The sequence below is a fragment of the Helicobacter ailurogastricus genome (assembly GCF_001282945.1).
Classification (GTDB): Bacteria; Campylobacterota; Campylobacteria; order Campylobacterales; family Helicobacteraceae; genus Helicobacter; species Helicobacter ailurogastricus.
Genome location: NZ_CDMG01000002.1, coordinates 130,254 through 150,762, shown reverse-complemented (window position 1 = coordinate 150,762; position 20,509 = coordinate 130,254). Strand labels below are relative to the sequence as shown.

Annotated in this window: 24 protein-coding genes; 7 read left to right on the top strand and 17 right to left on the bottom strand. The window is 47.1% G+C overall.

Annotation, left to right across the window (positions count from 1 at the left end):
* The first annotated feature begins 381 nt into the window (after positions 1 to 381).
* On the top strand, positions 382 to 588 hold the full coding sequence (locus HAL07_RS00795; RefSeq protein ID WP_053944776.1) for a hypothetical protein: 207 nt from the start codon (positions 382 to 384) through the stop codon (positions 586 to 588).
* A gap of 207 nt (positions 589 to 795) precedes the next feature.
* On the opposite strand, the gene lepA is transcribed toward HAL07_RS00795, so the two are convergent.
* The gene (gene lepA, locus HAL07_RS00790) at positions 796 to 2,589 is read right to left on the bottom strand and encodes a translation elongation factor 4 (RefSeq protein ID WP_053940947.1); all 1,794 of its coding nucleotides are present in this window, start codon (positions 2,587 to 2,589) and stop codon (positions 796 to 798) included.
* Positions 2,590 to 2,662: 73 nt separating this feature from the next.
* On the opposite strand from lepA, the gene HAL07_RS00785 reads away from it, so the two are divergent.
* From HAL07_RS00785 to dcuC, 5 genes are all read left to right on the top strand, one after another.
* Positions 2,663 to 2,986, top strand: coding sequence for a hypothetical protein (locus tag HAL07_RS00785; protein ID WP_053940948.1), 324 nt, complete (start codon positions 2,663 to 2,665; stop codon positions 2,984 to 2,986).
* The gene (rsmD, locus tag HAL07_RS00780; RefSeq protein WP_082346364.1) at positions 2,986 to 3,576 is read left to right on the top strand and encodes a 16S rRNA (guanine(966)-N(2))-methyltransferase RsmD; all 591 of its coding nucleotides are present in this window, start codon (positions 2,986 to 2,988) and stop codon (positions 3,574 to 3,576) included. The genes HAL07_RS00785 and rsmD overlap by 1 nt, the downstream gene beginning before the upstream one ends.
* Positions 3,577 to 3,578: 2 nt before the next feature.
* Positions 3,579 to 4,130 (top strand): flagellar basal body-associated protein FliL, encoded by a 552-nt coding sequence (fliL, locus tag HAL07_RS00775; protein ID WP_053944775.1) that lies wholly within the window; start codon positions 3,579 to 3,581, stop codon positions 4,128 to 4,130.
* The gene (gene acpS / locus HAL07_RS00770; RefSeq protein ID WP_053944774.1) at positions 4,127 to 4,480 is read left to right on the top strand and encodes a holo-ACP synthase; all 354 of its coding nucleotides are present in this window, start codon (positions 4,127 to 4,129) and stop codon (positions 4,478 to 4,480) included. Before fliL ends, acpS begins: the two co-directional genes overlap by 4 nt.
* An 839-nt stretch (positions 4,481 to 5,319) precedes the next feature.
* A complete protein-coding gene (gene dcuC, locus HAL07_RS00760) occupies positions 5,320 to 6,714 on the top strand; it encodes a C4-dicarboxylate transporter DcuC (RefSeq protein ID WP_053944772.1) in 1,395 nt (464 codons plus the stop codon).
* A gap of 134 nt (positions 6,715 to 6,848) precedes the next feature.
* On the opposite strand, the gene HAL07_RS00755 is transcribed toward dcuC, so the two are convergent.
* Positions 6,849 to 7,151 carry a cupin domain-containing protein gene (locus HAL07_RS00755; RefSeq protein WP_053940997.1) on the bottom strand — a complete coding sequence of 101 codons (303 nt, stop codon included), beginning with the start codon at positions 7,149 to 7,151 and terminating at the stop codon, positions 6,849 to 6,851.
* An 82-nt stretch (positions 7,152 to 7,233) separates the two neighbouring features.
* On the opposite strand from HAL07_RS00755, the gene HAL07_RS00750 reads away from it, so the two are divergent.
* Positions 7,234 to 8,382, top strand: coding sequence for an epoxyqueuosine reductase QueH (locus tag HAL07_RS00750; RefSeq protein ID WP_053940952.1), 1,149 nt, complete (start codon positions 7,234 to 7,236; stop codon positions 8,380 to 8,382).
* Here HAL07_RS00750 and HAL07_RS00745 read toward each other — a convergent pair.
* The 15 genes from HAL07_RS00745 to HAL07_RS00675 all read right to left on the bottom strand — a co-directional run bounded on the left by HAL07_RS00745 (position 8,369) and on the right by HAL07_RS00675 (position 20,496).
* Positions 8,369 to 8,749, bottom strand: coding sequence for a hypothetical protein (locus HAL07_RS00745; RefSeq protein ID WP_053940953.1), 381 nt, complete (start codon positions 8,747 to 8,749; stop codon positions 8,369 to 8,371). The two genes, HAL07_RS00750 and HAL07_RS00745, sit on opposite strands and share 14 nt — an antisense overlap.
* Before the next feature lie 11 nt (positions 8,750 to 8,760).
* Entirely contained in the window at positions 8,761 to 9,384 is a 624-nt protein-coding gene (locus tag HAL07_RS00740; RefSeq protein WP_053940954.1) for an NAD(P)H-dependent oxidoreductase, read from the bottom strand.
* A 69-nt stretch (positions 9,385 to 9,453) separates the two neighbouring features.
* The gene (locus HAL07_RS00735) at positions 9,454 to 9,639 is read right to left on the bottom strand and encodes a glycine zipper domain-containing protein (RefSeq protein ID WP_082355769.1); all 186 of its coding nucleotides are present in this window, start codon (positions 9,637 to 9,639) and stop codon (positions 9,454 to 9,456) included.
* A gap of 9 nt (positions 9,640 to 9,648) precedes the next feature.
* The gene (locus HAL07_RS00730; protein WP_053940955.1) at positions 9,649 to 10,035 is read right to left on the bottom strand and encodes a molecular chaperone DnaJ; all 387 of its coding nucleotides are present in this window, start codon (positions 10,033 to 10,035) and stop codon (positions 9,649 to 9,651) included.
* 279 nt (positions 10,036 to 10,314) lie between these two features.
* Positions 10,315 to 11,286, bottom strand: coding sequence for an asparaginase (locus HAL07_RS00725; protein WP_053944771.1), 972 nt, complete (start codon positions 11,284 to 11,286; stop codon positions 10,315 to 10,317).
* A 53-nt stretch (positions 11,287 to 11,339) separates the two neighbouring features.
* A complete protein-coding gene (locus tag HAL07_RS00720; protein WP_053940957.1) occupies positions 11,340 to 11,573 on the bottom strand; it encodes a hypothetical protein in 234 nt (77 codons plus the stop codon).
* Complete coding sequence (fliS, locus tag HAL07_RS00715; protein WP_053940958.1) at positions 11,557 to 11,940, bottom strand: flagellar export chaperone FliS; 384 nt, start codon at positions 11,938 to 11,940, stop codon at positions 11,557 to 11,559. Before fliS ends, HAL07_RS00720 begins: the two co-directional genes overlap by 17 nt.
* A gap of 12 nt (positions 11,941 to 11,952) precedes the next feature.
* Positions 11,953 to 14,028: a flagellar filament capping protein FliD gene (fliD, locus tag HAL07_RS00710; protein WP_053940959.1), complete on the bottom strand. Its 2,076-nt coding sequence runs from the start codon at positions 14,026 to 14,028 to the stop codon at positions 11,953 to 11,955.
* A gap of 18 nt (positions 14,029 to 14,046) precedes the next feature.
* A complete protein-coding gene (locus tag HAL07_RS00705; RefSeq protein ID WP_156295906.1) occupies positions 14,047 to 14,421 on the bottom strand; it encodes a flagellar protein FlaG in 375 nt (124 codons plus the stop codon).
* Between the two features lie 54 nt (positions 14,422 to 14,475).
* Complete coding sequence (locus tag HAL07_RS00700) at positions 14,476 to 15,705, bottom strand: murein hydrolase activator EnvC family protein (protein WP_053944769.1); 1,230 nt, start codon at positions 15,703 to 15,705, stop codon at positions 14,476 to 14,478.
* Positions 15,702 to 16,511: a hypothetical protein gene (locus HAL07_RS00695; protein ID WP_053940962.1), complete on the bottom strand. Its 810-nt coding sequence runs from the start codon at positions 16,509 to 16,511 to the stop codon at positions 15,702 to 15,704. The genes HAL07_RS00700 and HAL07_RS00695 overlap by 4 nt, the downstream gene beginning before the upstream one ends.
* Complete coding sequence (locus HAL07_RS00690) at positions 16,498 to 17,169, bottom strand: cell division ATP-binding protein FtsE (RefSeq protein WP_053940963.1); 672 nt, start codon at positions 17,167 to 17,169, stop codon at positions 16,498 to 16,500. Before HAL07_RS00690 ends, HAL07_RS00695 begins: the two co-directional genes overlap by 14 nt.
* A complete protein-coding gene (gene trmB / locus HAL07_RS00685) occupies positions 17,162 to 18,325 on the bottom strand; it encodes a tRNA (guanosine(46)-N7)-methyltransferase TrmB (RefSeq protein ID WP_053944768.1) in 1,164 nt (387 codons plus the stop codon). Before trmB ends, HAL07_RS00690 begins: the two co-directional genes overlap by 8 nt.
* Before the next feature lies 1 nt (position 18,326).
* On the bottom strand, positions 18,327 to 19,598 hold the full coding sequence (locus HAL07_RS00680; RefSeq protein ID WP_370695953.1) for a fibronectin type III domain-containing protein: 1,272 nt from the start codon (positions 19,596 to 19,598) through the stop codon (positions 18,327 to 18,329).
* On the bottom strand, positions 19,525 to 20,496 hold the full coding sequence (locus HAL07_RS00675; RefSeq protein WP_053940966.1) for an RluA family pseudouridine synthase: 972 nt from the start codon (positions 20,494 to 20,496) through the stop codon (positions 19,525 to 19,527). The genes HAL07_RS00680 and HAL07_RS00675 overlap by 74 nt, the downstream gene beginning before the upstream one ends.
* Positions 20,497 to 20,509: the final 13 nt, after the last annotated feature.

The following is a 20,509-nucleotide window of genomic DNA, read 5'->3' as shown; positions in this document are numbered from 1 at the left end:
CTTTAAACGCTATATTTGATTTATTGCCTCTCTTCATCTTACTCTCCAAAGATATAATTGTCCTAAATCAATCAGTTTCTCACTCTCTCAAAACAGACATGATTACCTTACAATCATAGATAATAGATACTTCAAAGACTAAAAATCTAATTCTCACTTCAAAACCCTTTCTTGGGGGTTTGGGGGCTTGCCCCCAAGAGCAATAATGATGATATAGATGCCAAGCGTCAGCTTAGCTTACCTTAAACCTACTCAACCAACTTTTCAACAAACGCGAAAAATTTTTTCACGAAAAAGATACGTACTACGGGCAAGCGCACCCACGCGCGGTTTTTAAAAAATTAGTTTTTTAGATTCTTTTTAAGATATATGATATGATGCATGGAAAATGGGGTTTTGAATATAAATTGGGGGATCGCCATGCCCATCATGCAAAATGGAAAGTCGGATTGTCTGAGCGTTAAAGATCTACCCATTGGCAAGCCCAGCACAAGTAGCCTTGTAGGAGCAGCGCTCACAACCACAGCGGCTGCCTATGGTCTTTACAATGCTTTGACAAGTGATGAAGATAAGCGGAAAAATAAATGATCAAACGAGCTCCGTGAAAGACATATGTGAAATATGCAAAAATTTGAAAAGATAAAGATATGGATAGATTAGAGATAGGTATGGAATAGATTAGAATAGATGATAGATATGATGAGATAACGTAGAGAGAGATAGAGAAAAAGAAGATTAGGCGCGGGTTATCCGCACCTAAGTGCCATCATTTGTCCTTTTGTCTTTCTTTTTTGTTTAATCCACCTTCAAGATCGCTAAAAACGCCTCTTGGGGGAGATGGACTTTGCCAATCGCTTTCATGCGCTTTTTGCCCTCTTTTTGTTTTTCTAAGAGTTTGCGCTTTCTTGTGATGTCGCCCCCATAACACTTTGCCGTTACATTTTTGCCCACAGATTTGACGGTTTCTCGAGCGATGATTTTATTGCCAATGCTGGCTTGGATTGCCACCTCAAAAAGTTGGCGTGGGATCAAGGTTTTCATGGTTTCGACTAAGGCCTTGCCCTTTTCATAGGCTTTAGAGCGATCCACAATGATAGAGAGCGCATCCACCACCTCATTGGCCACCCGAATATCTAGCTTGACTAATTGCCCCTCTTTGTAGCCGATGGGCTCGTAATCAAAGCTGGCATAACCCTTCGTGCAGGATTTGAGCTTGTCGTAAAAGTCCATGACAATTTCATTACTGGGCAAATCGTAGGTGAGCATCACGCGGTTTTGATTCAAATACTCCATTTTCTCTTGCACTCCACGCCTGTTGTTGAGCAAGCCTAGCAAGTTGCCCAAGTATTCGCTGGGCGCGATGATGCTTGCCCTGACATAGGGCTCGTAAATGCTCTCTATCGTGCTTTCAGGGGGCAGCTGGCTAGGGTTTTGCACGGCCACCACCTGCCCGTCTGTCAAATGCACTTCATAAACCACTGTGGGGGCGGTGGCAATCAAGTTTAAATTAAACTCCCGCTCTAAACGCTCTTTGATGACCTCCATATGCAGCAAGCCCAAAAAACCCACGCGAAAGCCAAAGCCCAGCGCCACACTGCTTTCAGGCTCAAATTGCAGGGACGAGTCGTTGAGCTGGAGTTTTAACAAGGCTTCGCGCAATTCTTCAAATTGGTCGCTCTCAATAGGATAAAGCCCGGCAAAGACAAAGGGTTTGGCGGGTTTAAAGCCCTCTATGGGCGTGGCTGTGGGAGTTTTGGCATCGGTGATGGTGTCGCCCACCGCGATGTCGGTGAGGTTTTTTGAGCCCAAAGAGATGATGCCAATTTCTCCGCATTCAATGGAGTCGGTGGGGATTTTGTGTAAGGGGTTTGGGTAGTAAAGAGCTAGCACCTGATGCGTCTTTGCGCTGCCCATCACCAAAACCTCTTGATTGACACACAACCGCCCCTCTTTTAAGCGCACGAGAGCCAGCGCCCCTAGATAGTTGTCAAACCACGAGTCGTAGATTAAGGCCTTTGTAGGCGCTTCTTTGTTGCCCTTTGGGGGAGGAATTTTGGCGATGATGGTTTCTAAGAGCTCGTTAATGCCTAAATGCGCCTTTGCGCTCACGCAATTAGCCCCAGCACAATCTAACCCGATGGTGTCCTCAATGTCCTCTTTGACCGCCTCCACTTCAGCATTAGGCAAATCTATTTTATTGAGTACGGGCAAGATTTCTAAGTGGTTGTCTAAAGCGATATAGACATTGGCGATTGTTTGGGCTTGCACGCCCTGCGTGGCATCCACAACGAGCAAAGCCCCCTCGCAGGCGCACAGCGAGCGGGACACCTCGTAGCTAAAATCCACATGCCCGGGAGTGTCTATGAGATTTAAAATATAATCTTGCCCTTGATAGCGGTAATTTAAGCGCACAGATTGGGCCTTAATGGTGATGCCCCTCTCCTTTTCAATGTCCATGGTGTCTAGCACTTGGCTAGTCATTTCTCGCGTACTCAAAGCCTTACAAGCTTGAATCAAACAATCGGCGAGCGTGCTTTTGCCGTGATCGATGTGGGCGATGATGGAAAAATTGCGGATGAGATCTTGCATGGACTTCCTTAACAAGCATTTTTAAACCCAAATGTGTAATAATACCTTATTGTGTTAAAAGCGGAGCCTTGTAGTGAAGATTTTTATCAATTGCCACTCTTTATTGCTAGGACAGGTTTTAGAAAGCTATTTACAAGAGTTCTTGGCCACCGAAGAGAATTGCGATTTTATTTTAAGCGACCACCCCGTTAAAAACCCTTACAAGGCGACTTGTTTGGTTGGCTCGGATTCAAGCGCGCACATTTTAACCCCCTTCACGCAAAACGAGTTGCTCCAAAAGTTGCAAGAGTTTTACGCTAACAAGGCCCAAACCGAGAGCCTAGAGCACAAGGTGCAATCTTTATTGCAAGAATACACTTATAAGCTCCTTGACTTATTGCAGGATTACAAACGCTGATGCGCTTAAAAATTTTGGGCGGGGTGTGCAAAGGGCTTAACTTACAAATGCCTGCCAAAGCCACCACCCGCCCCACAAAGGCGATCATTAAAGAGTCTTTTTTTAATGTCTTGCAAGACTCGGTTTTGCAAAGTACTTTTATCGAAGCCTTTGGGGGCAGTGGCTCAATGGGTTTAGAAGCCTTGAGTCGGGGGGCTTATGAGGCCTTGTTTTTTGAAAAAGACGCGCAGGCTTTCAAGGTTTTACAAACAAACGCCCAAACCATCAAGGAGCGCTTGCCACAAGCCCGCTTAAAGACCATTTGCGCCGACGTGTTGAGCGCGTTTAGCGGGCATTTAAAGGGCTTAGAGCCAAGAGGTTTAGTGGTGTTGTATTTAGACCCGCCTTTTATGGAGGGCATTTATGAAAAGTGTTGGGCGTTGCTAGAAAGCTTAAATCCTTTAGAGAGGTTTTTAAAGCATGGCTTTTTGTTGGTGTTCGAGCATTTAAGCGGGGCCAGTATGCCTAGAAATGCGGCAAGCTTTAGTATAATCAAAGAAAGAAAGTTTGGCAGGACGACTTTAAGTTACTATCTTTACACAAAGGAATAATTATGGCAGATGAGGTCAAAGAGCCTAAGAAAAATAAGGCCTTGTTGTTTGTGATCGTGGGTACAATTGTGGTGATGATCGTTTTGATCGGGGTGATCGCCATTTTATTGCTCAATAAAAATAGCGACAAAGATGGGGCCAAAGAAGGCCTCGTGGACAATAAAATGCGCCAAGTTCGAGAAAGCTCAAAGCTCAACGACAATGGTGGGAAATCGGATTTAATGGTGCGCTCGTCTGACTATCTCTCTTTAGGGCCACTCTACCCTCTAGATTCCCCCTTTGTGGTGAATTTAATCACCCAAAACGGGCGGCGTTATTTAAAGACAAGCATCACTTTAGAGCTTAGTGATGCGAAGTTGCTCGCAGAAGTCAAAAACAAAGAGACGGCGATCAAAGACACCATTATAGAGATTTTGTCCTCTAAATCCATTGAAGAGATCAGCACCTTAAAGGGCAAAAACAAGCTCAAAGAGGAGATCCGCAGCAACATTAACAGCTTTTTAATCGATGGCTTTGTCAAGAATGTGTTCTTTACCGAATTTGTGGTGCAATGATAGGGTTAGACATTGTCGCCATTGAGCGTATCGCGCACAATGTCTGCCGTTACCAAGATCGCTTTTTAAACCGCTTTTTATCCTTACAAGAACAAAAACTTTTTACTAAGCCCGCTAGCCTAGCCGGGGCATGGGCAGCTAAAGAAGCTTGCTCTAAGGCTTTGGGGGTAGGCATAGGCGCAAGGCTTGGTTTCTTAGACATAGAGCTTTCTAAAAGCCCTTTAGGCGCGCCCTTGTTAAATCTTAACCCCGCTAAACAAGCCGCATTTAAGATCAACAGCCTACATGTCAGCATTAGCCACGATGGTGGGTTTGCCGCCGCTATTGTGTTCGTGCAGTTTAACTCTTAATCTCCTCCTTTTTCACACACAGGCCAAAAACTCCATGGTAGATAAATTTTAGTAGTAGTAGTAGAGCATGTGAATTTGTGCCTAAAGGCTAGCCAACCTCGTTGTGTGCGCCCTGACCACTCTAGGAAAAAAACTTATTCTATGCACATGGCGGCACACAAACATGGGACAAACAACCTAAAACCTTTCCTAAAAAGAGATTTTTAACCCCTTTTTGGTACACGGCATTCACGTGAATGCACATGGATGTGAAAAATGTGCCTAAACTTTTCACATGCATGTGCCTAAAGCCTTTTAAACCCGCCGCAAACCACGCACACAAGGGCATTTGTGTGCGTGCCCAACATGTGAATAAACTGTGCCCAACATGTGAATAAGGCTTTTTTTAAGGCGCAAATCTTTTTAAAAGCGATTACAAGATGTAGATTTTGAGCTTTGTTGGGGGCTTGTAGTTTTATTCACCCTCTCACACACAAGGCCCCTAAGAACTGTGCTAAGGTGTCGCCGTGCGTTAAAGTGGCAACCAAGACTCTTATAAGGGCATCGATAGCCAAATGAGCCAAGTGTAACAAAACCCTTTTGGCGCAATCTCTAAAATGCCTCTAGCCCATTAATCCCTAACTAGACTCTTAAAAACCCACAGCCACAAGCGCAGCCAAACGCTTGTTCCCAGTAAAGCCAAAAACCACAGAGGCCACATTGTTTGCAACTGCCCTAAACGCCGTGCGACCCGCGCGCGTTCTTGTTTGGACTCAAAAATACCTGTTGATCCCGCAGACAATCCCTTAAGATTTACTTTTTTGGTTTTAAAGGTGCTAAACTTGGCAGAAAGGCCAAACATGCTCGCGATGGTCGGGGCAACTTTCTTGGCAGTGGGCGTAACTTTTTATTATATTCTTAAGCAATACCACCCCATTTTTGTGTTTTTATGTGTCGGCTTGTCGCTCTTGGTGTTGGGCCACTACCTAGCGGGCACATCTATTCCCAACACCCCGCTTGCACACAACTTTAGCCAAGTTCTTTTAAACGCTTTTGACTTCATCGCCTCAACTTTTAAACGCAATTTAAGCGGAGTGGGGCTGATCATCATGAGCGTGGCCGGCTTTGCGGCCTACATGAAGCACATACACGCCTCGGCAAAACTCGCTTATTTGAGCAACCGCCCCCTTAGTAAAATCCGCAACAAATACTTGGTCTTAAGTGGCACTTTTGTTGTGGGCATGGGCTTAAAAATTGTCATTTCTAGCTACACGGGGATTTTGCTCTTGCTTTTGGCCTGCATTTATCCCGTACTGATTGCCTTAAAAATCCGCCCCATCACGGCCGTGTGCATACTCTCTTTGATCACCCTAGATTATGGCCCCAAGGACGCTAACACCCTCAACATGGCTGACATGGTGGGGCAAAAGGACAACATCGTGGGGCTTTTCTTGCACCACCAAATTTGGGTTGTGTTGTCTTACACGGCCATCATTGCTCTCTTAATCCCCTTTTATTTTGCGTGGGTCGATCAACGCGACTTGGCTAAAAATTGCCTTTGCGACCCCATAGAGGAGTTAGAGATCGCCCAACCACCCTGCCCTAACTTTTATATTATTTTCCCTTGGTTGCCTGTTTTCTTGCTCTTTGGGGGGTATTTTATGGGAGTCAAATTAGATGTTGTGAGTGCAAATTTTATCAGCACTGCTTTTGTCTTTTGTGTGGAATTTATCCGCTACAAGGACGCTAAAAGGCTTGGGGCTGGGATGGAGGCGATTTTGCGGGCGATGGGGGATATTTTCGTGAGTGTGGTGAGCATCATCATCGCCGCGAGTGTCTTTGCCGCAGGGCTTAAAAGTCTAGGCGGGATTGCGCTTTTAACCCAAAGTCTAGGGGGCTTGCAAGGCGGTGGGGGCTTGTGGGTGGTTGGGCTGGTGATGGCGGGTTTGGCGTTCATGGTCTATGGCTTTTCTGTGGTGATGGGCAGTGGCATTGCGGCCTTTAACGCCTTTGGGCGTTTAGCTCCCGACATCTCCCTAAAAATGGGCGTGCAACCCATTCACTTAATCTTGCCCCTAGAGATCGCCTCTTGTTTGGGGCGGGCAAGCTCACCCATAGCCGGGGGGATTTTGGCTTTAGCGGGTTTTGCTAAGGTCGCGCCTTTAGAGATCATTAAACGGACATGGCCTCTTTTGCTCGTGGGCATGGGAGTGAATTTAGGGGTGGGGATGGTGTTAGCAGCGCATGGGGTTTAATGGGCTATCATGGCAATTTATTCCACTTGAGGGGTTTTTATGGGTTTGCTTGATAGCCTATTGTTGTTATTCTTAGTGGGGGTCTTGGTGGGAGGTGTGGGCTACTATGTGTATATGGTGCTTAAAAAATGACCTTAGGCATGCTTGCTTAAGCTCAAATTAATCACGCTGTTTTCCAGCCCCCCCAAACTATGGGAGACATTTGCCTCCAAAGCGATGCAATCGCCGCTTTCTAGCGTGTGTTTCTCTCCCCCAATTTCAAACCAAATGCGCCCCTGCAACACCCGCACCACGATCGCCCCAGGGGCTTTATGCTCTTGCATTTGTGCGCCCTTTGGCATGCAAATGCGGATTTCTTTGCTATGCGCGGTTTCAAAGAGTTTTTGTATGTCTAAAGCTTGAAAATTCGGGTTTTCTAAAAAGCGTAAAATTTGCACGAAACAACCTTCTTGAAAGATAAGGGGCATTCTAGCCTAGAAAAGCAAATTTGGCTACAATGGCGCAAAAAACGGAGTTTTTATGTTGGTGCATATTTGTTGTTCAGTCGATAGCCATTATTTCTTACAAGAGTTGCAAAAACTTTATCCGCACACTCCGCTCACGGGCTTTTTTTATAACCCCAATATACACCCCCACACAGAATACGAATTGCGCTTGCTCGATGTCAAACGCTCATGCCAAGCCTTAAATATCCCCCTGCTTGAGGGGGATTACACTCTAGATTCGTGGATGCAAGCCATTAAGGGGTTGGAGCAAGAAAAAGAGAAGGGCAAGAGGTGTAGTGTTTGCTTTGATGCCCGCCTAGAAAGGAGCGCGCAAATGGCTTTAATGCTCGGGTTAAAGCACTTTAGCACCACCCTGCTTTCAAGCCCCATGAAAGAGCAAGAAGCCTTAAAAACACAGGGGCAGGCAATCGGGCAAAAATACGGCCTTGAGTTTGTCTATCTCAATGTGCGCGCTTGCGGGGGGGTGGAAAAGCAAAACGCTTTGGCTAAAAAAGACAAGCTTTATCGCCAAAACTATTGTGGCTGTGTCTTTGCCCTTGAGAAGCAACGCCAAGCGCAAGACAAGCCCTGTATAGAATTAATCAGCCCCCTAAATGGCCAGACCCACCCAGCCAGCATTGCTAGCCGCCTAGAGCTTTTTAAACAACGCCAAGATTTAGAAGCTAAAAAACAGGACTACCATCTACTGCAACAAAATTTACAAACTTATTTACTCCTAAGAGGGGGTGCTTACACCAAAAGGGGGGCAATTGCTAGCCAAATCCTTACCCACTCCGCTACAAAGAAAACTAAAATCAAGGATTTGCAGATCGCTAAAACCCCTCTAAAGCCCACCCTAGCCGAAGACATCCTTTGTAAAAGGCTGGGTGTCTTGCCCCCAACATCGAGCATTGAACTAGGTTTTAGCTCCAAAGACGACACTTTATTTTTAGACACAGCGGGAGTGGCATGCATTTTAAACGCCCCTAAAACTCCCCTCAAATCTCTCAAACTCACTTATGCCCAAGAGTTATGCATTAGGGAGAAAATCGCAGGGGCAGAGAGCATTCAACCTATTCTGATCGTGCAGGACTTAAACGCTCTCATAGGAAATGTTCTCGAAGTGGAGATCAAAGCCGAATTTTTTGAACAAAAGAATTTTTACCTGCTCACGACCTCTTGATCAAGATGGCGCGGTTGTTTCCGTGTTTTTCGAGGCGGTAGGCGCGCAAATGCTCCAAAACTTCCACGCCCCCCGCAGCCACTGCCATAGAAATGGCCGCGTAAGTCGCTTCAGCCCCCAAAATATCCACAGCCCCGGCCGCATCCTCGGTTGCCATGATACGCTGGGGCGAAGCCGCCTCCATTTTTGTCGCTCCAATTGAATCGAAAAAAGCCGTAGCAATGGCAACCATAGCGATACACCAAGCGGCGCTGTTGGCACAAACGAGAGGCTCGATTTTAGCCACAACCCGCCCCTCCATGCCAATCTTGGCTTGATTCCCCCCCAAAGCCTGCTGCAACTCTTTTTCATTGCGTATAATATCCACAACTCCCTCCTCTACAAGTACTTAACCGCGCTCCCCTTTTCCTTACGGGTTTTGGCAGTGGTGGGCATGTCTGCCTTGCCTAGAGCCACTAAACAAGCAATGTGGGGGGGATTACAATAGGCGTTTAAAACGCCCATCACCTTTTGCGCCTCAAAGCCCCCAATGATACACGAATCCACACCCATTAATGTGGCGGCTAGGGTCATCTGCCCCACAGCGATATAACACTGCTCTTTCATATAGCCCTCGATTAAAGTCTGGTCATTTTTTAGGCGTTCTCTCAACAGAGTTTGCACCCCACTAGCGACTCTTTCTTGATACTCTTTGGTGTAAAAACGGCTTAAATAGGCGGCATTGAGTGCGCTAGAGTGCATATAGCCCACCACAACTAAAGCCGCACAACTTTGTACCAACTCTGTATTTGTATAGACATAGGGCAAAAGTTTATCTTTCATTTCCCCCTGCAACACAATGAACTCCCATGGCTGGGTATTGTAAGAGCTAGGGGCTAACCTAGCTGCCTCTAAGATTTGCTCTAAAACCTCCGCAGGTAGAGGGGCTTTGGAGTCAAATTTCTTACACGCAAAACGGCGGTGTAAAAAAGCGTTTAATGTGTCAGGGCTTAATGTTTGCATGGCTGTCCTTTATTGAAGTTTCCCAAGTTTCCCATTCTAGCTTACTTACAAAAACCAAGAGCAAATAAGCTAGGGTTTTTGCTCATCTGTGTCTTTTGGCTCTTTTTCCATGAAGCCCATCACCCCACCGATGGTGGCACCCACACCTGCGCCAATGATTGTACCCACAACGGGTATCATAGAGCCTAAAAACCCCCCAATGGCAAACCCGGCGGCAGCTTTGGGGATTTTAGGCATTCGGGATTTCTCTGGCATAGACCCTCCCTACTCTAAAAGCTCTAAGGCCTCTTGATAGAGTCTAAAATTTTTAAGCACCCACTCTTTGAACTGATCGACTTTTTGCGTGGAAACGCCCATTCCCTTAGCATAAGCGTAGATGGTGTCCCTTTCATTGTCGTGCCAACGGCTATCGGCCAAAGCCACAGACACCAACTCCAAAAGGGCGGCGTGTTTGGTGTAATTTGTGTTAAAAATCGCGCCTAGAGTGTCTAGGGAGACTTCCTTTTCACTAATGCCCGGCTTACACTGGCTTTTTAAAAGATCGAGCGCGCCTATTTGCAATTCGTGCAACACCCCATCGGCCTCAATGACCTTTCTTGCTAAATACAAAAACACTTCCTGCTGTTGGACACTTAAATTCTGGATAAACATGCACGCTCCGAAAGGATAAAAATAAGCGCGATTATAGCTAAGTTACCAATTTAAACGCCTGAAAGTGGCTTGGGTTGTGCGATCTTGCATGTTTAAAGCGTGGATGCGTTAGCTGTGTCAGACACCCAATCACTTAAACCCCACCTAGACAAGGTTTTTTGCTCGCCCAACCCTGCTTGTAAAAGCAACACCACACCTCCCCCATTTAAGGCAAAAATCCATGAAAAGCGGTGTTAGGGCCACTTATTTGGTGGGGTTACACGATGCTCACAGGCACTTTTAATGTGTGTCAAAAAATTCTTGGATGGCTTGGGGTTGGGTGCTTTTGAGTAGAGCCAGTTGCAATAGAATCCGGGCCTTTTGGGGGTTTAAATCCCTCGCACGCACAAAGTTATAGCGCGCATCCTCTATCTCGCCAAGTTGCACACACCCGCTCCCTACACGGCTAGAACGCACCACAACAACCCCCTGTCGTGTTGCCTGCGCCATTGTTTCTAAGAGCGTGTGGCTGACATTGCCATTGCCCATACCAGCCACCACCACGCCCTGCACGCCCGCCTGCAAAGCGGCTTTCAATAAAAAATCCCCACAATCGACATAAGTATAGACGATGGCCACTTTAGGGAGGGGTTGGGAGTGATCGCTTAAGGCTAGACAACTTTGCAAGGTGTGTTTTTTAGTTGGTTTAGCATCAAAGCACGCTTGGCCATAATAGACATGCCCGATAGCCCCCCCACTTGGGGCCTTAAACGCCCCTAAGTGGCTTGTGTGGGCTTTGCTGACACCGCGCGCGCTGTAAATCCCCTCGTCCATCGCCACTAAAACCCCAAGCCCTGCACTTTCAGGGTGGGCGCACACGGCTAAGGCGTTGTAAAGATTCATCGGTCCATCGGAGCTAAGACTCGTAGAGTTGCGCATCGCCCCCGTGAGCACCACGGGCTTATGAGATTGCAAGGTGAGGTGCAAAAAGTAAGCAGTCTCCTCCATCGTGTCCGTACCATGCGTGATGACAAAACCCTTAATGTCTTCTTGCGCGCTTAAAGTGTGGATGCGCTCCAAGAGTTTAAGCCAAATGCTAGAGTCCATATCTTGCGAGCCGACATTAGCCACTTGCTCGCTTTCTATCCTCAAGCCCTCGGGCACAACCCCCTCGAGCAAACGCTCTATGCCCACCTGCCCGCTGACATAAGCCCCGCCCTCGCCCGTGCCTGCAATCGTCCCCCCTGTCGCTAAAACTACAATCTTATCCAAACAAGCCCCTTTTTAGGGCATTGTAACGCCCAAAGTTTAATGGTGTCTAATGCTTAAGGGATTTCTAAAAATTTTTGGGCAGCTTTGAGCTGTCGCATTTGCGCGCCCAGTGTGCGCTGTTCCTCCTGTAACCGTTCAATGGTGGTGGCGATGAGAGCCCCTGCGCTTTGCAAAACCTCCAAATCGTGGCAAGGGTCGTTTAGAAAGGGGCAAGTTTCGACTAAAAAAGAAGCGCGCTCTAAATTGTTTTCCACAAGCGCAATCTTAAGCTCATCGAGCCAATTCATTGGGGTGTATCTCTCTCCACGCTTCCAAAAGCCCCCGCGCCACACGCATGACCAAATCGATTTTTGTGCTGTCGTTTTCGACATTGGCTTGGGTGAGCAGTTTGATTTGGTAGGTGTAAAGCCCGGTGAGATACACGGCGACCTCTCCACCCCGCTCGTAGTCTAAAATGTTCAACAATTCTGTAAAAATGTCTGTAACTTTATTGATGTAGGTGATTTTCCTTTCAATGTCCTCAGCCTCCATATGGTGTTTGGCTTGGGCGGCAAATTTTAAAATCCCTTCATAGAGCATCTCAATGAGTTTAGCGGGCGACTCTACGGTTACCGCATTTTGCTGATACACATTATAAGCATTGGCTTTAAACATCATCTCCCTTTCTTAGTTCTTTTTAGCGGCTGCCTGATCGATCATCATCTGCACCGCATCAAAGGATTTATTCGCTTTTGAAATGCGCTCATCGTAAGCTGCAAACCGTTCTGCCATCGTGTCATAACGAGTCTTGAGCATCTCCATCGCACTCTCTTTATCTTTTCTAAGGTCCTTGGCATCCTGCTCTAGCGAATTTTCATACAACTTCAAGCGCGCATTACCACCATCGACTAAACCGGCCAAAACTTTATCCAATCGGATAAAAATCCCATCTTGGTGGATCTCTTTACCCCCCATGCTTTTGACATCACTGCCGTAAAAGAAATCTTGGGCAGCTTGGGGGTCGGTGTTGATGGCGTTTGTGAGCCTAGCCTCATCTAAGCTCATTTTTCCATGTTCATCTAGGCTAATGCCGTATTTCATCAAGCTATCCACTCCCTTAGCGCTTGTGATGCTAAAGGCAATGGCGTTGTTGATGGAGGAGCGGATCGTGCGGATGTCGCTCACCCCGTTAAACACCCCTGCAATGTGGGTGTCGGGGTCGTAGCGGGTCGTTTCATCCAGTTTAGGGATCAACTCGTTATAAGCCTTGACAAAAGCCTTGATGTTATCGACAATCGCCTTGCTGTCTCTAGTGATGCTCACAATAGCGGGCTTGCCCGGCTCGGTTTTGGAAAGCAAGGTTAAGGACACCCCATTGATCACATCATTCACCTCGTTTGTGGGGCGGGTGATGGTCGCGCCATTGTAGGTGAATTTCGCATCCGAAGCCTTCTGCAAATTCTTAAAGCCAAAGAGATCGTGTATTTTAGCGTAGGACTGACTCAAGCCCTCAGTTAGCCCTAATTTAGACACTGCAGCCTTACCTGCTGGCCCCACGCCTGTGATGCGCAACTCCCCGCTGTCGCTATTGATCACCAACTTGCCATCTGCGCCCAAAGAAGCATGCAGGCCACTAATGGCGTTGATGGCTTTGACAATCGCCTTGCCATTGTCATCGCTGGAGCTGGCTAAAAGCGTGATTTTGGAAAGATCGAGGGCATGCCCATTAAAATTCACCACCCCTGTCATTTGTCCGGAGGGGATGCCCGTCGTGCCCTTAACCAAGTCCTCTGTGTTAGAAGTGGTTTTAATAAAGCCTAGCTCGGCTGCCTTGGCTCCGCCCACCTCCACAGAAAAACCCCTTTTGTCGTTCAGGATCAAGGATTTCCCATCATCGACTAGACCCACGTTGAGCTGTCCGCTCTCTAGTAGGGATTTGGTTTGGGGATTGGCTTCTAAAGCCTTTTTAATCGCCTCTTGCAAGGCTTGGTTTTTGTTCTGCACGGCTGTTTTTGTGCCGATGTTTAGGGCAATGGGGATTTTAACCACCTGCCCTTGTGCGTCCTTAACTTTAATGAAAAAGTCGTCTTCAGTGGTTTTGCCCGTGGCTTGGTCCGTGCCACCCGTTGCCAAAGTGATGGGTGCATCACTGCTTAAATGCGAGATCACGCTTGTACCGAAGTAAATACGGCTATTGGCTCCCGGATTTTTGCTATTTAGCATGAGCTGGTAGGGTTTATCTCCCCCCGTTTTCATCACAATGCCTAAAACATTGCCATCGGTCGCATCCGTGATCGCCTGTGCCACATCCCCTAAACTCATCCCTGCTTTGATGTTAATGGTGTAATTTTTATTGTTAGTGTAAAAGTGTAATTTTGTGTCTGCCTCGCTAAAGGCATCATCGCGGTCTCTAAAGTGGGTGGTTACCTCGTTGATGTCGCCCTGCGCTAGGTTTTCAACCTCGACTTTAATGTTTTGCACAGGAATGCCCGGGCTCACCGTGGCCTTGAGGGCATCGCCGCTCACACTGCTGTTGCGGCTTGTGTAGGTGGAATAATCGGTAAGCGCATCTACAGGGGACTTTAGGTTAGAGATCAGGGTTTTAATCTCGATCAGGGCCTTTTGTTTTTCGACATTGGCTTCCATTTTCTTTTCGATGGGAACCACCATCATTTGCTCATCGGCCTTTTTGAGTTTGTCGATCACATCGTAGTTTAAAACCTTGCTACCAATCCCTAAAGAACTAAGTTTTCCAATTCCCATGTCTTGCTCCGGTGCGCTCTAACCCTTTTTGTCAAAGATGATCCCCAAGATGTCGCGCATTTTCTCGGTCAGCTTGATCACCTCTTGCGAGGGGATCTCACGGACAATCCGGTCCCCATTGCTGTCCTTGATCGTGACGACAAGGCTATGCAACACCTCGTTATAGCTAAAAGTCAAGTTAGACTCAATGCGCTTCATCTTCTCGTTGAGCTCTTTCGTAAGCTTCTGCAAATCCCGTTCCTTTAAGGGCACTTCCTCCTTTTTGGCATGCTCTAATTTGACTTCATTAACAGGGGAAGGCTGCTGTGTTCTCAGATTTTGAGCGTGGGCTTGGGGCGCACCCAGCTGTGTTGTGTTGATGTGGGGGGTAATGCTTGCAATTTCAGTAGGCATAGACACTCCTTTGCCCCTAAATCGGCACAGCTTGGTTTTTATTTATGTTTTGGCTTATTGGGTGCGGGCGATGATCTCTAAAGGGTTGATGTGTTTGTCTTTTAAAGTCACTTCAAAACTCAAGCGTTGGTCGATGCGCCCGATCACATAGCCCTTTTGCACTCTAAGGCCGTGTCGGATTGTGGGGGCGATTTTATCCAGCTGGGAGTAAATGGTGTGCATACCGTCCTTGTGCTCGATGATGATGACCTTTTTTAAAATAGGAACTTCTTTTGCATACACCACCCGACCATCAAAAATGCTACGCACAACGGCGTTAGGCTTGGTTGAAGCTAAAGTTACCGACTCGTTAAAGACTTTGAGTTTATACACCGGGTCAAAATAAGGGCCGAATTTTTGCACAATTTTATAACTCGTTAGAGGAGCTATGGTCTTTGGTCCATTGTAGGCAATGGTCGTGATGTCTCTATAAGAGCTAGCCACTTGGCGCACCTCTAGGGGGGCTTGCAGACCTGTGGAGGGGGGCTCTTCTTTTTGGGGGTGTTTTTGCTGCTCCAATTTTCTTTGTTTGATGATATTTAAGGAAGCCAAAAGTTGGTCTAGCCCTTTGCGCTCTTTGTCTAAATTTTCAAGTTTTTTATTATAGACGGCCAATTCAGCCCGCATGTTTTCAATCAACTTTTGCTGGGCGATGACCATGCTTTGCAAGTTGCGTTTGCGCCCCTTTTGCGCATTGATGGTGGCGCTCATTTGATTAATGTTGCGTATGATTTGGGCGATGCGGCCGTTGATTTGCTCCTCTTGGGCGTTGAGAGTGGCTAAACGCGAGCGCGAGTCGTGGTTTAAATATTTAAAGGCAGTTTGGAGCATGATGTCTTCAGGGGTGGCTAGATCCTGCTTGTCTAAAACCATAACCAATAAAATATCCTTGAGCAACAGGGTTGTAACCGAGTCTTGGATTTTACTTCGACTTTTTTGTAGGCTTTCTAAGAAAAGGCGGTTTTCTTCCAAGGATTTTTCTTGGGCTTGGTTTTGTGCTTGGTTCTTGTCAATTTCTTTTTGGATGCTCTGTATTTGCTGGGAGAGTTCTTGGCTTTGGCGGTATTTTTGGTTAATGGCAGTGCCTAGGCTGTTTAAATGGCTGCTAATCTTGGTCTTTTCTAGGGCAGTGGCTTTTAATTTATCCTGATTGAGGCTAATATTCTTATCAATCTCTTCGATTGGTTGGCTTTTTAAAACCCCAAAAATTAGACAACACCCTAAAAGTACCGCTCGTTTTTTCATGCCACTCTCCTTTGGATAACAACAATCCAAACACAAACTAAGGATACCATGATAGAGGTGGCTAAAAAGATTAAAGTGTCTTCTTGCCATATAAAAAGGCGGTTTTCAATTTCAAGTACCTGCAACATAGATTGGAATTGATCCTGCCAAGACATGTATAGACTCCCCAGCAACACGACTCCACTAGCAATGATAGAGTCTATAAAGGCCAATCGAAACAAAAAGCCATTCTTAATCCGCATGGGCGCGCCCAAAAGGTCCATGATCTCCATGCGCTTGGCGTATTGCAAATGCCACACGCTGATTTGTTTGACCAGCAAGAGAATGGAGAGCACCCCTACAATTGAAGCAAAGATCAGGGTGTTCTTTTTAAGCAAGAGCAACAAGCGGTACTCTTGATCGTGGGTTTTGCTAAAGACTTCGACTTTCTCCACTCCCGGGATTTTTAATAATTTTTGGTTGATTTGGCGCAATTGCTCCAAAGTGGGGAAAAGACTGAGCTTGAGAGAATAAAAAAAGGGGAGATTTTTTTTAAGATTCGCGATGCTCGCCGTGCTTAAATTTTGTTTAAGTTTTTCTAAGAGCGCATCGGGGCTGATCAAATCCAAAGATGCGCTGCTTTGGATATTTTGGCGGATAAACTGCAAAGAGAGCTTTTGGTGGCTCACGATGGTGATGGCGTAATTCTTAGACAGCTTTTCCTCACGGATATGTACCGCCCGCTGGATAAATAAAATGCTCTCCAAACTAAACAACAGGGCAATCAAGGGCAGCAAAAACGCCAAATGCTCCTTAAGTGTATTCATGCACCTCTCCATCCTTGATGTAAAGCTTGCGATAGGGGATATTAAAGTTGCTGGGGATGCGGTGCGTTACAACCACGATTGTGATGTCTAATTGCTTATTGGCCCCCTTTAGCAGACTCCAAATCATGTCGCTGGAGTAGTCGTCCAAGTTGCCCGTAGGTTCATCGGCTAGAATCAAAAAGGGCTTGTGGGCAATCGCGCGCGCCATCGCCACTCTTTGCTGCTCTCCACCACTCAGCTCTAAGGGGTAGCGGTTAGACTTATAGAGCAAATCCACATGCGCTAAAAGTTTTTCTGCTTGAATGTTGCACTCCTCTTTTTTATAGCCATTGATGATCATGGGCAATTTTATGTTTTGCTCCACAGTCCATTCTTCAATGAGTTTATAATCTTGAAAAACCACCCCGATGTTGCGCCTAAGCTCGTTGATAAAACTTTTAGAAGCCCGATTCACGCTGATGTTGCACACCTCCAAATCCCCTCCCAAAAGAGGCAAATCCCCATACAAAGAGCGCAATAAAGTACTTTTACCGCTCCCGCTCGCCCCTGAAATAAAGACAAAGTCCTTCTGTTCGATTTTAAAGTGAGCCCCCTTAATCACCCACTCGTCTTTTTTATAGCCCAAAGACAAATCCCGCGCAAAAATAATGCTACCCAAAACACACCTCCTGCCCCAAAAGGGCACACAATGCTTCGTGGGCGTGGCGTTGCGCTCTCGTGTTAAAAGGCACCCCCCCCACATACTCTAAAGACCCCGCCTTGCGATCCCAAATGACGATTTTATTTAAAGGGGAGCGCACATCGCCTAGACTCACTGGGAGTAACCATAAACCTTTGTATTCTAGCACATCTTGGATGTTTAAAAAATAATCCTCCCCCATTTGGGGCTTGGCTTGCCATAAATAAGAAGCCGCAAGCCCTTTATCTTCAATCTTTGGGCTAGAAAGCAACAATAAGGGCAACTTAGGGTGTGCGCTCGTGGCTAAGTTTTTTAAGCGCAAGTCGTAAATGTCTTTCGCTTGACGCACCCAACGGGCTTCGTATTTACTCACCACCTCCTGTGGGGCGTTTTTAGCGATGGTGGCTAGGCAAGTGGGTAAATTTAAAGCCAATTCTAGGCTGTCTTTAAAATACTCTAAGCTGTCCGTTCTTAGCCAAATCTCGCCATTTGGGCACAAAACAGAAAACATATTCTTTAAAGTGTGGAGAGTGAAAATGCGCCGATTGGGGTGTTTAGGCCATGGCACGGGAAAGTGTATGTCTAGCCCCACACAACAGGGGGGCAAAACCTCTAAAAGTGTCCGCGCATCGGCACGGGCGATGTAGAGATTTGTAAGCCCCAAGAGTTCAATTTGGCGCAAGACTTGCTCGATGGAGGGGGTATGTACCTCTAGACCAATATAAATTTCTTTGGGGTTGGCCCGCGCTTTTTGCAACAAAAACCGCCCCGAGCCAAAGCCAATTTCAAGGTGGAATCGTTCAAAGTTAAAATGCGCCCAATCGATTAAATACGCCTCACTAGGGCAATGGCTTAAGGCTAAATTGCCCCGCCAATCTTTAGCACACTGGCTTAAAATTTTTAGGGCGCGCTGCAAAATCCCCACGGGGATTGGGCGGGTGGATTTCTCCCCTTTAAGTAAAACCCCCTCTTTTTGCTGGATTTTAAGCACACAGAAGTCGTGCAATTTGTGTTGCACCCGCATTAATCCGACTCTAGGGTCTTTTAAACTCTTGGCCTCGTAGCAAAACTTAAAGCCCTCTTCTTCAAAAGGCAAGGGAGGTAGGTGCAATTCTTTGGCATAAAAATGGGGCATGCTAGCGATCTAGGCGCAATTCGACTTCTTTGCTCGGGCGCGACTCTAGCCCGGCCGCATCGATGCTCACCACTTGGTAGCGGTATTTTTGCCCATTTGCCATGTTTTTATCGATGAATTGCGTGTTCGTCAAATTTCCAAAGCGCACGGGGCTAGAATTAGAATTGCCATCGAAGCGATAGACCGCATAGCCCTTCACGCGCTTATCTGGGACGCTTTGCCACTCAATGATGGCCTGTCCATCCTCGATTGTACCCTTTGTGATGATGGGCGGGGTGGGGCGGGGCAAGGTTACCCCCTTAATGGACTCGGTGGGCATCACTCCTTCCAAACCATTTTTATCGACCGCCACGACCTTATAAAAGCGACTAGCCCCATCTGCATCGACCTCATCTGTGTAGTGGGGCTCTTTGGTTTCGGCAATGCTTTTAAAGTGCCCGTCTATGCGGTTTGTGGCATACACCCGATAAAGCGCAACATCGCTTTGACTGGAGGGAGCCCAAGACAATTCGATCTTGCGGGTTAAGTTCGTGCTGGCTTGTAAATTAGATAAAGGCAGGGGTAGGGGTTTGGTCTGCCCCTCCACGATGGCGCTAGGCAAGGACTTTGCCCCCTCAAAGCTTTCCGCAATCACGCGGTAGCGTTGTTTTGCCCCATCGGGTAAATTCTTGTCAAAATATTCCACATACAAGCGGTTTTTCACCACCCCGATATTAGAAAATTTTCCATCAGCGCTTTCTCTTTGCACGATGTAACGGGCGATGCTTGGGTTTGGGTGTGGGCTCCAAAAAATCTTGATCTCTTTGGGGCTTTCTTGGCTGGCAAAGACTCTTTCAACGGGGTTGATGTAGGAAGTGTGCACCAAAATCGGAGCCGACATTTGCGACACCCCGCCATTCTTGCCGATGGTGGCAATTTGGTAAGTGTAATCCGTTTGCGGGGTTAGACCATCATCGTAGTAATGTGTGGCTAGAGGGTTTCTTATCGTGGCGACTCGCCTATAAACTTGGTCTTTTTGCATGCGGTAAATCGCAAAGCCATCGATGAGCCCCGGGTTGCCCACAGGTTGCCACTCAAAGCCCACGGACTCTACATCGTTAATGGTCCTAATGCCCTGCACCACTGGCAGATTAGCGTTCATGGTCTCTTGTTGTTGGTTAAAAGATAGGGTGTTGTTCTTGCGGGGGTGGGCGCAGTTGCTAAGAATCAGCCCCAAACAGATCGAGAATACAGCGTTCTTGTAAAAACCCATCCCACGAAACCTCTTGAAAATCAGTTTTTAGATATTCTAGCATATCAGGCAAAATTTGGGCTTTAAAAAGCAGGCGTTGCCCCGTTTTTGGATGGGTGCAGTAGAGCAAATAGGCGTGGAGTAAAATCCGCCCATTGTAGGAGTCGGCTTGCCCATAGAGGGGGTCACCCACAATGTGGCGGTTTAGGCTCTCCAAATGCGCACGGATTTGGTGTGTGCGCCCGCTGTAAAGCTTTATGGCGATGAGTTGTTGTCCTTTAGAGCTCGTGGCAAGGGGCATAAACGCGCTTTTAGACCACTTGCCCCCTTTAGCCTCTTGGCGTAGGGCGTTTAGGTTTGTCATCTTTAGGCGGTTCTTTGGGTGTCTGCCTAAGTTACACTCCACCTTAGTGGGGGCGCTTAAAGGGGTGCTTAAAATGGCTAAATAGTAACGCCCCATTTCTTTGCTCTTTAGTTGCGCGGCCAAGTGGGCGTGGGCGGCGTTGGTCTTGGCCACTAAGATCGCCCCGCTCGTATCCTTGTCTAGGCGATGCACAATGCCGCAACGCCACTCCCCGCTTAAAGTCGATAAGGTGTAGCCCTTAGCTTTTAGGTGATCGAGTAAAGTTAGCCCCCGCACGCCACTGGCGGGATGTACCACTAAATTTGGCGGTTTGTTGATCACCAAAATATCCGCATCTTCATAGATGACCTCAAACTCTAAGGGCGCGTAAGCGGGCGTTTCTTGTGTCTTTGGGGGCGTGAAAACCACCGCATCGCCCACCTTAAGCTTAACCCCCCCTTTGTGGCAAATTTTAGAATTGACCCTAACACACCCCGCCTTAATGCATTGCAAGACCTGATGAGATGCCACGCCTAAGTGTTTGGCTAAGAAGTGGTCTAAACGCCCCACCTCTGTTGCGCTAAATTTTTGCTCCATAATGTCCTTTCGT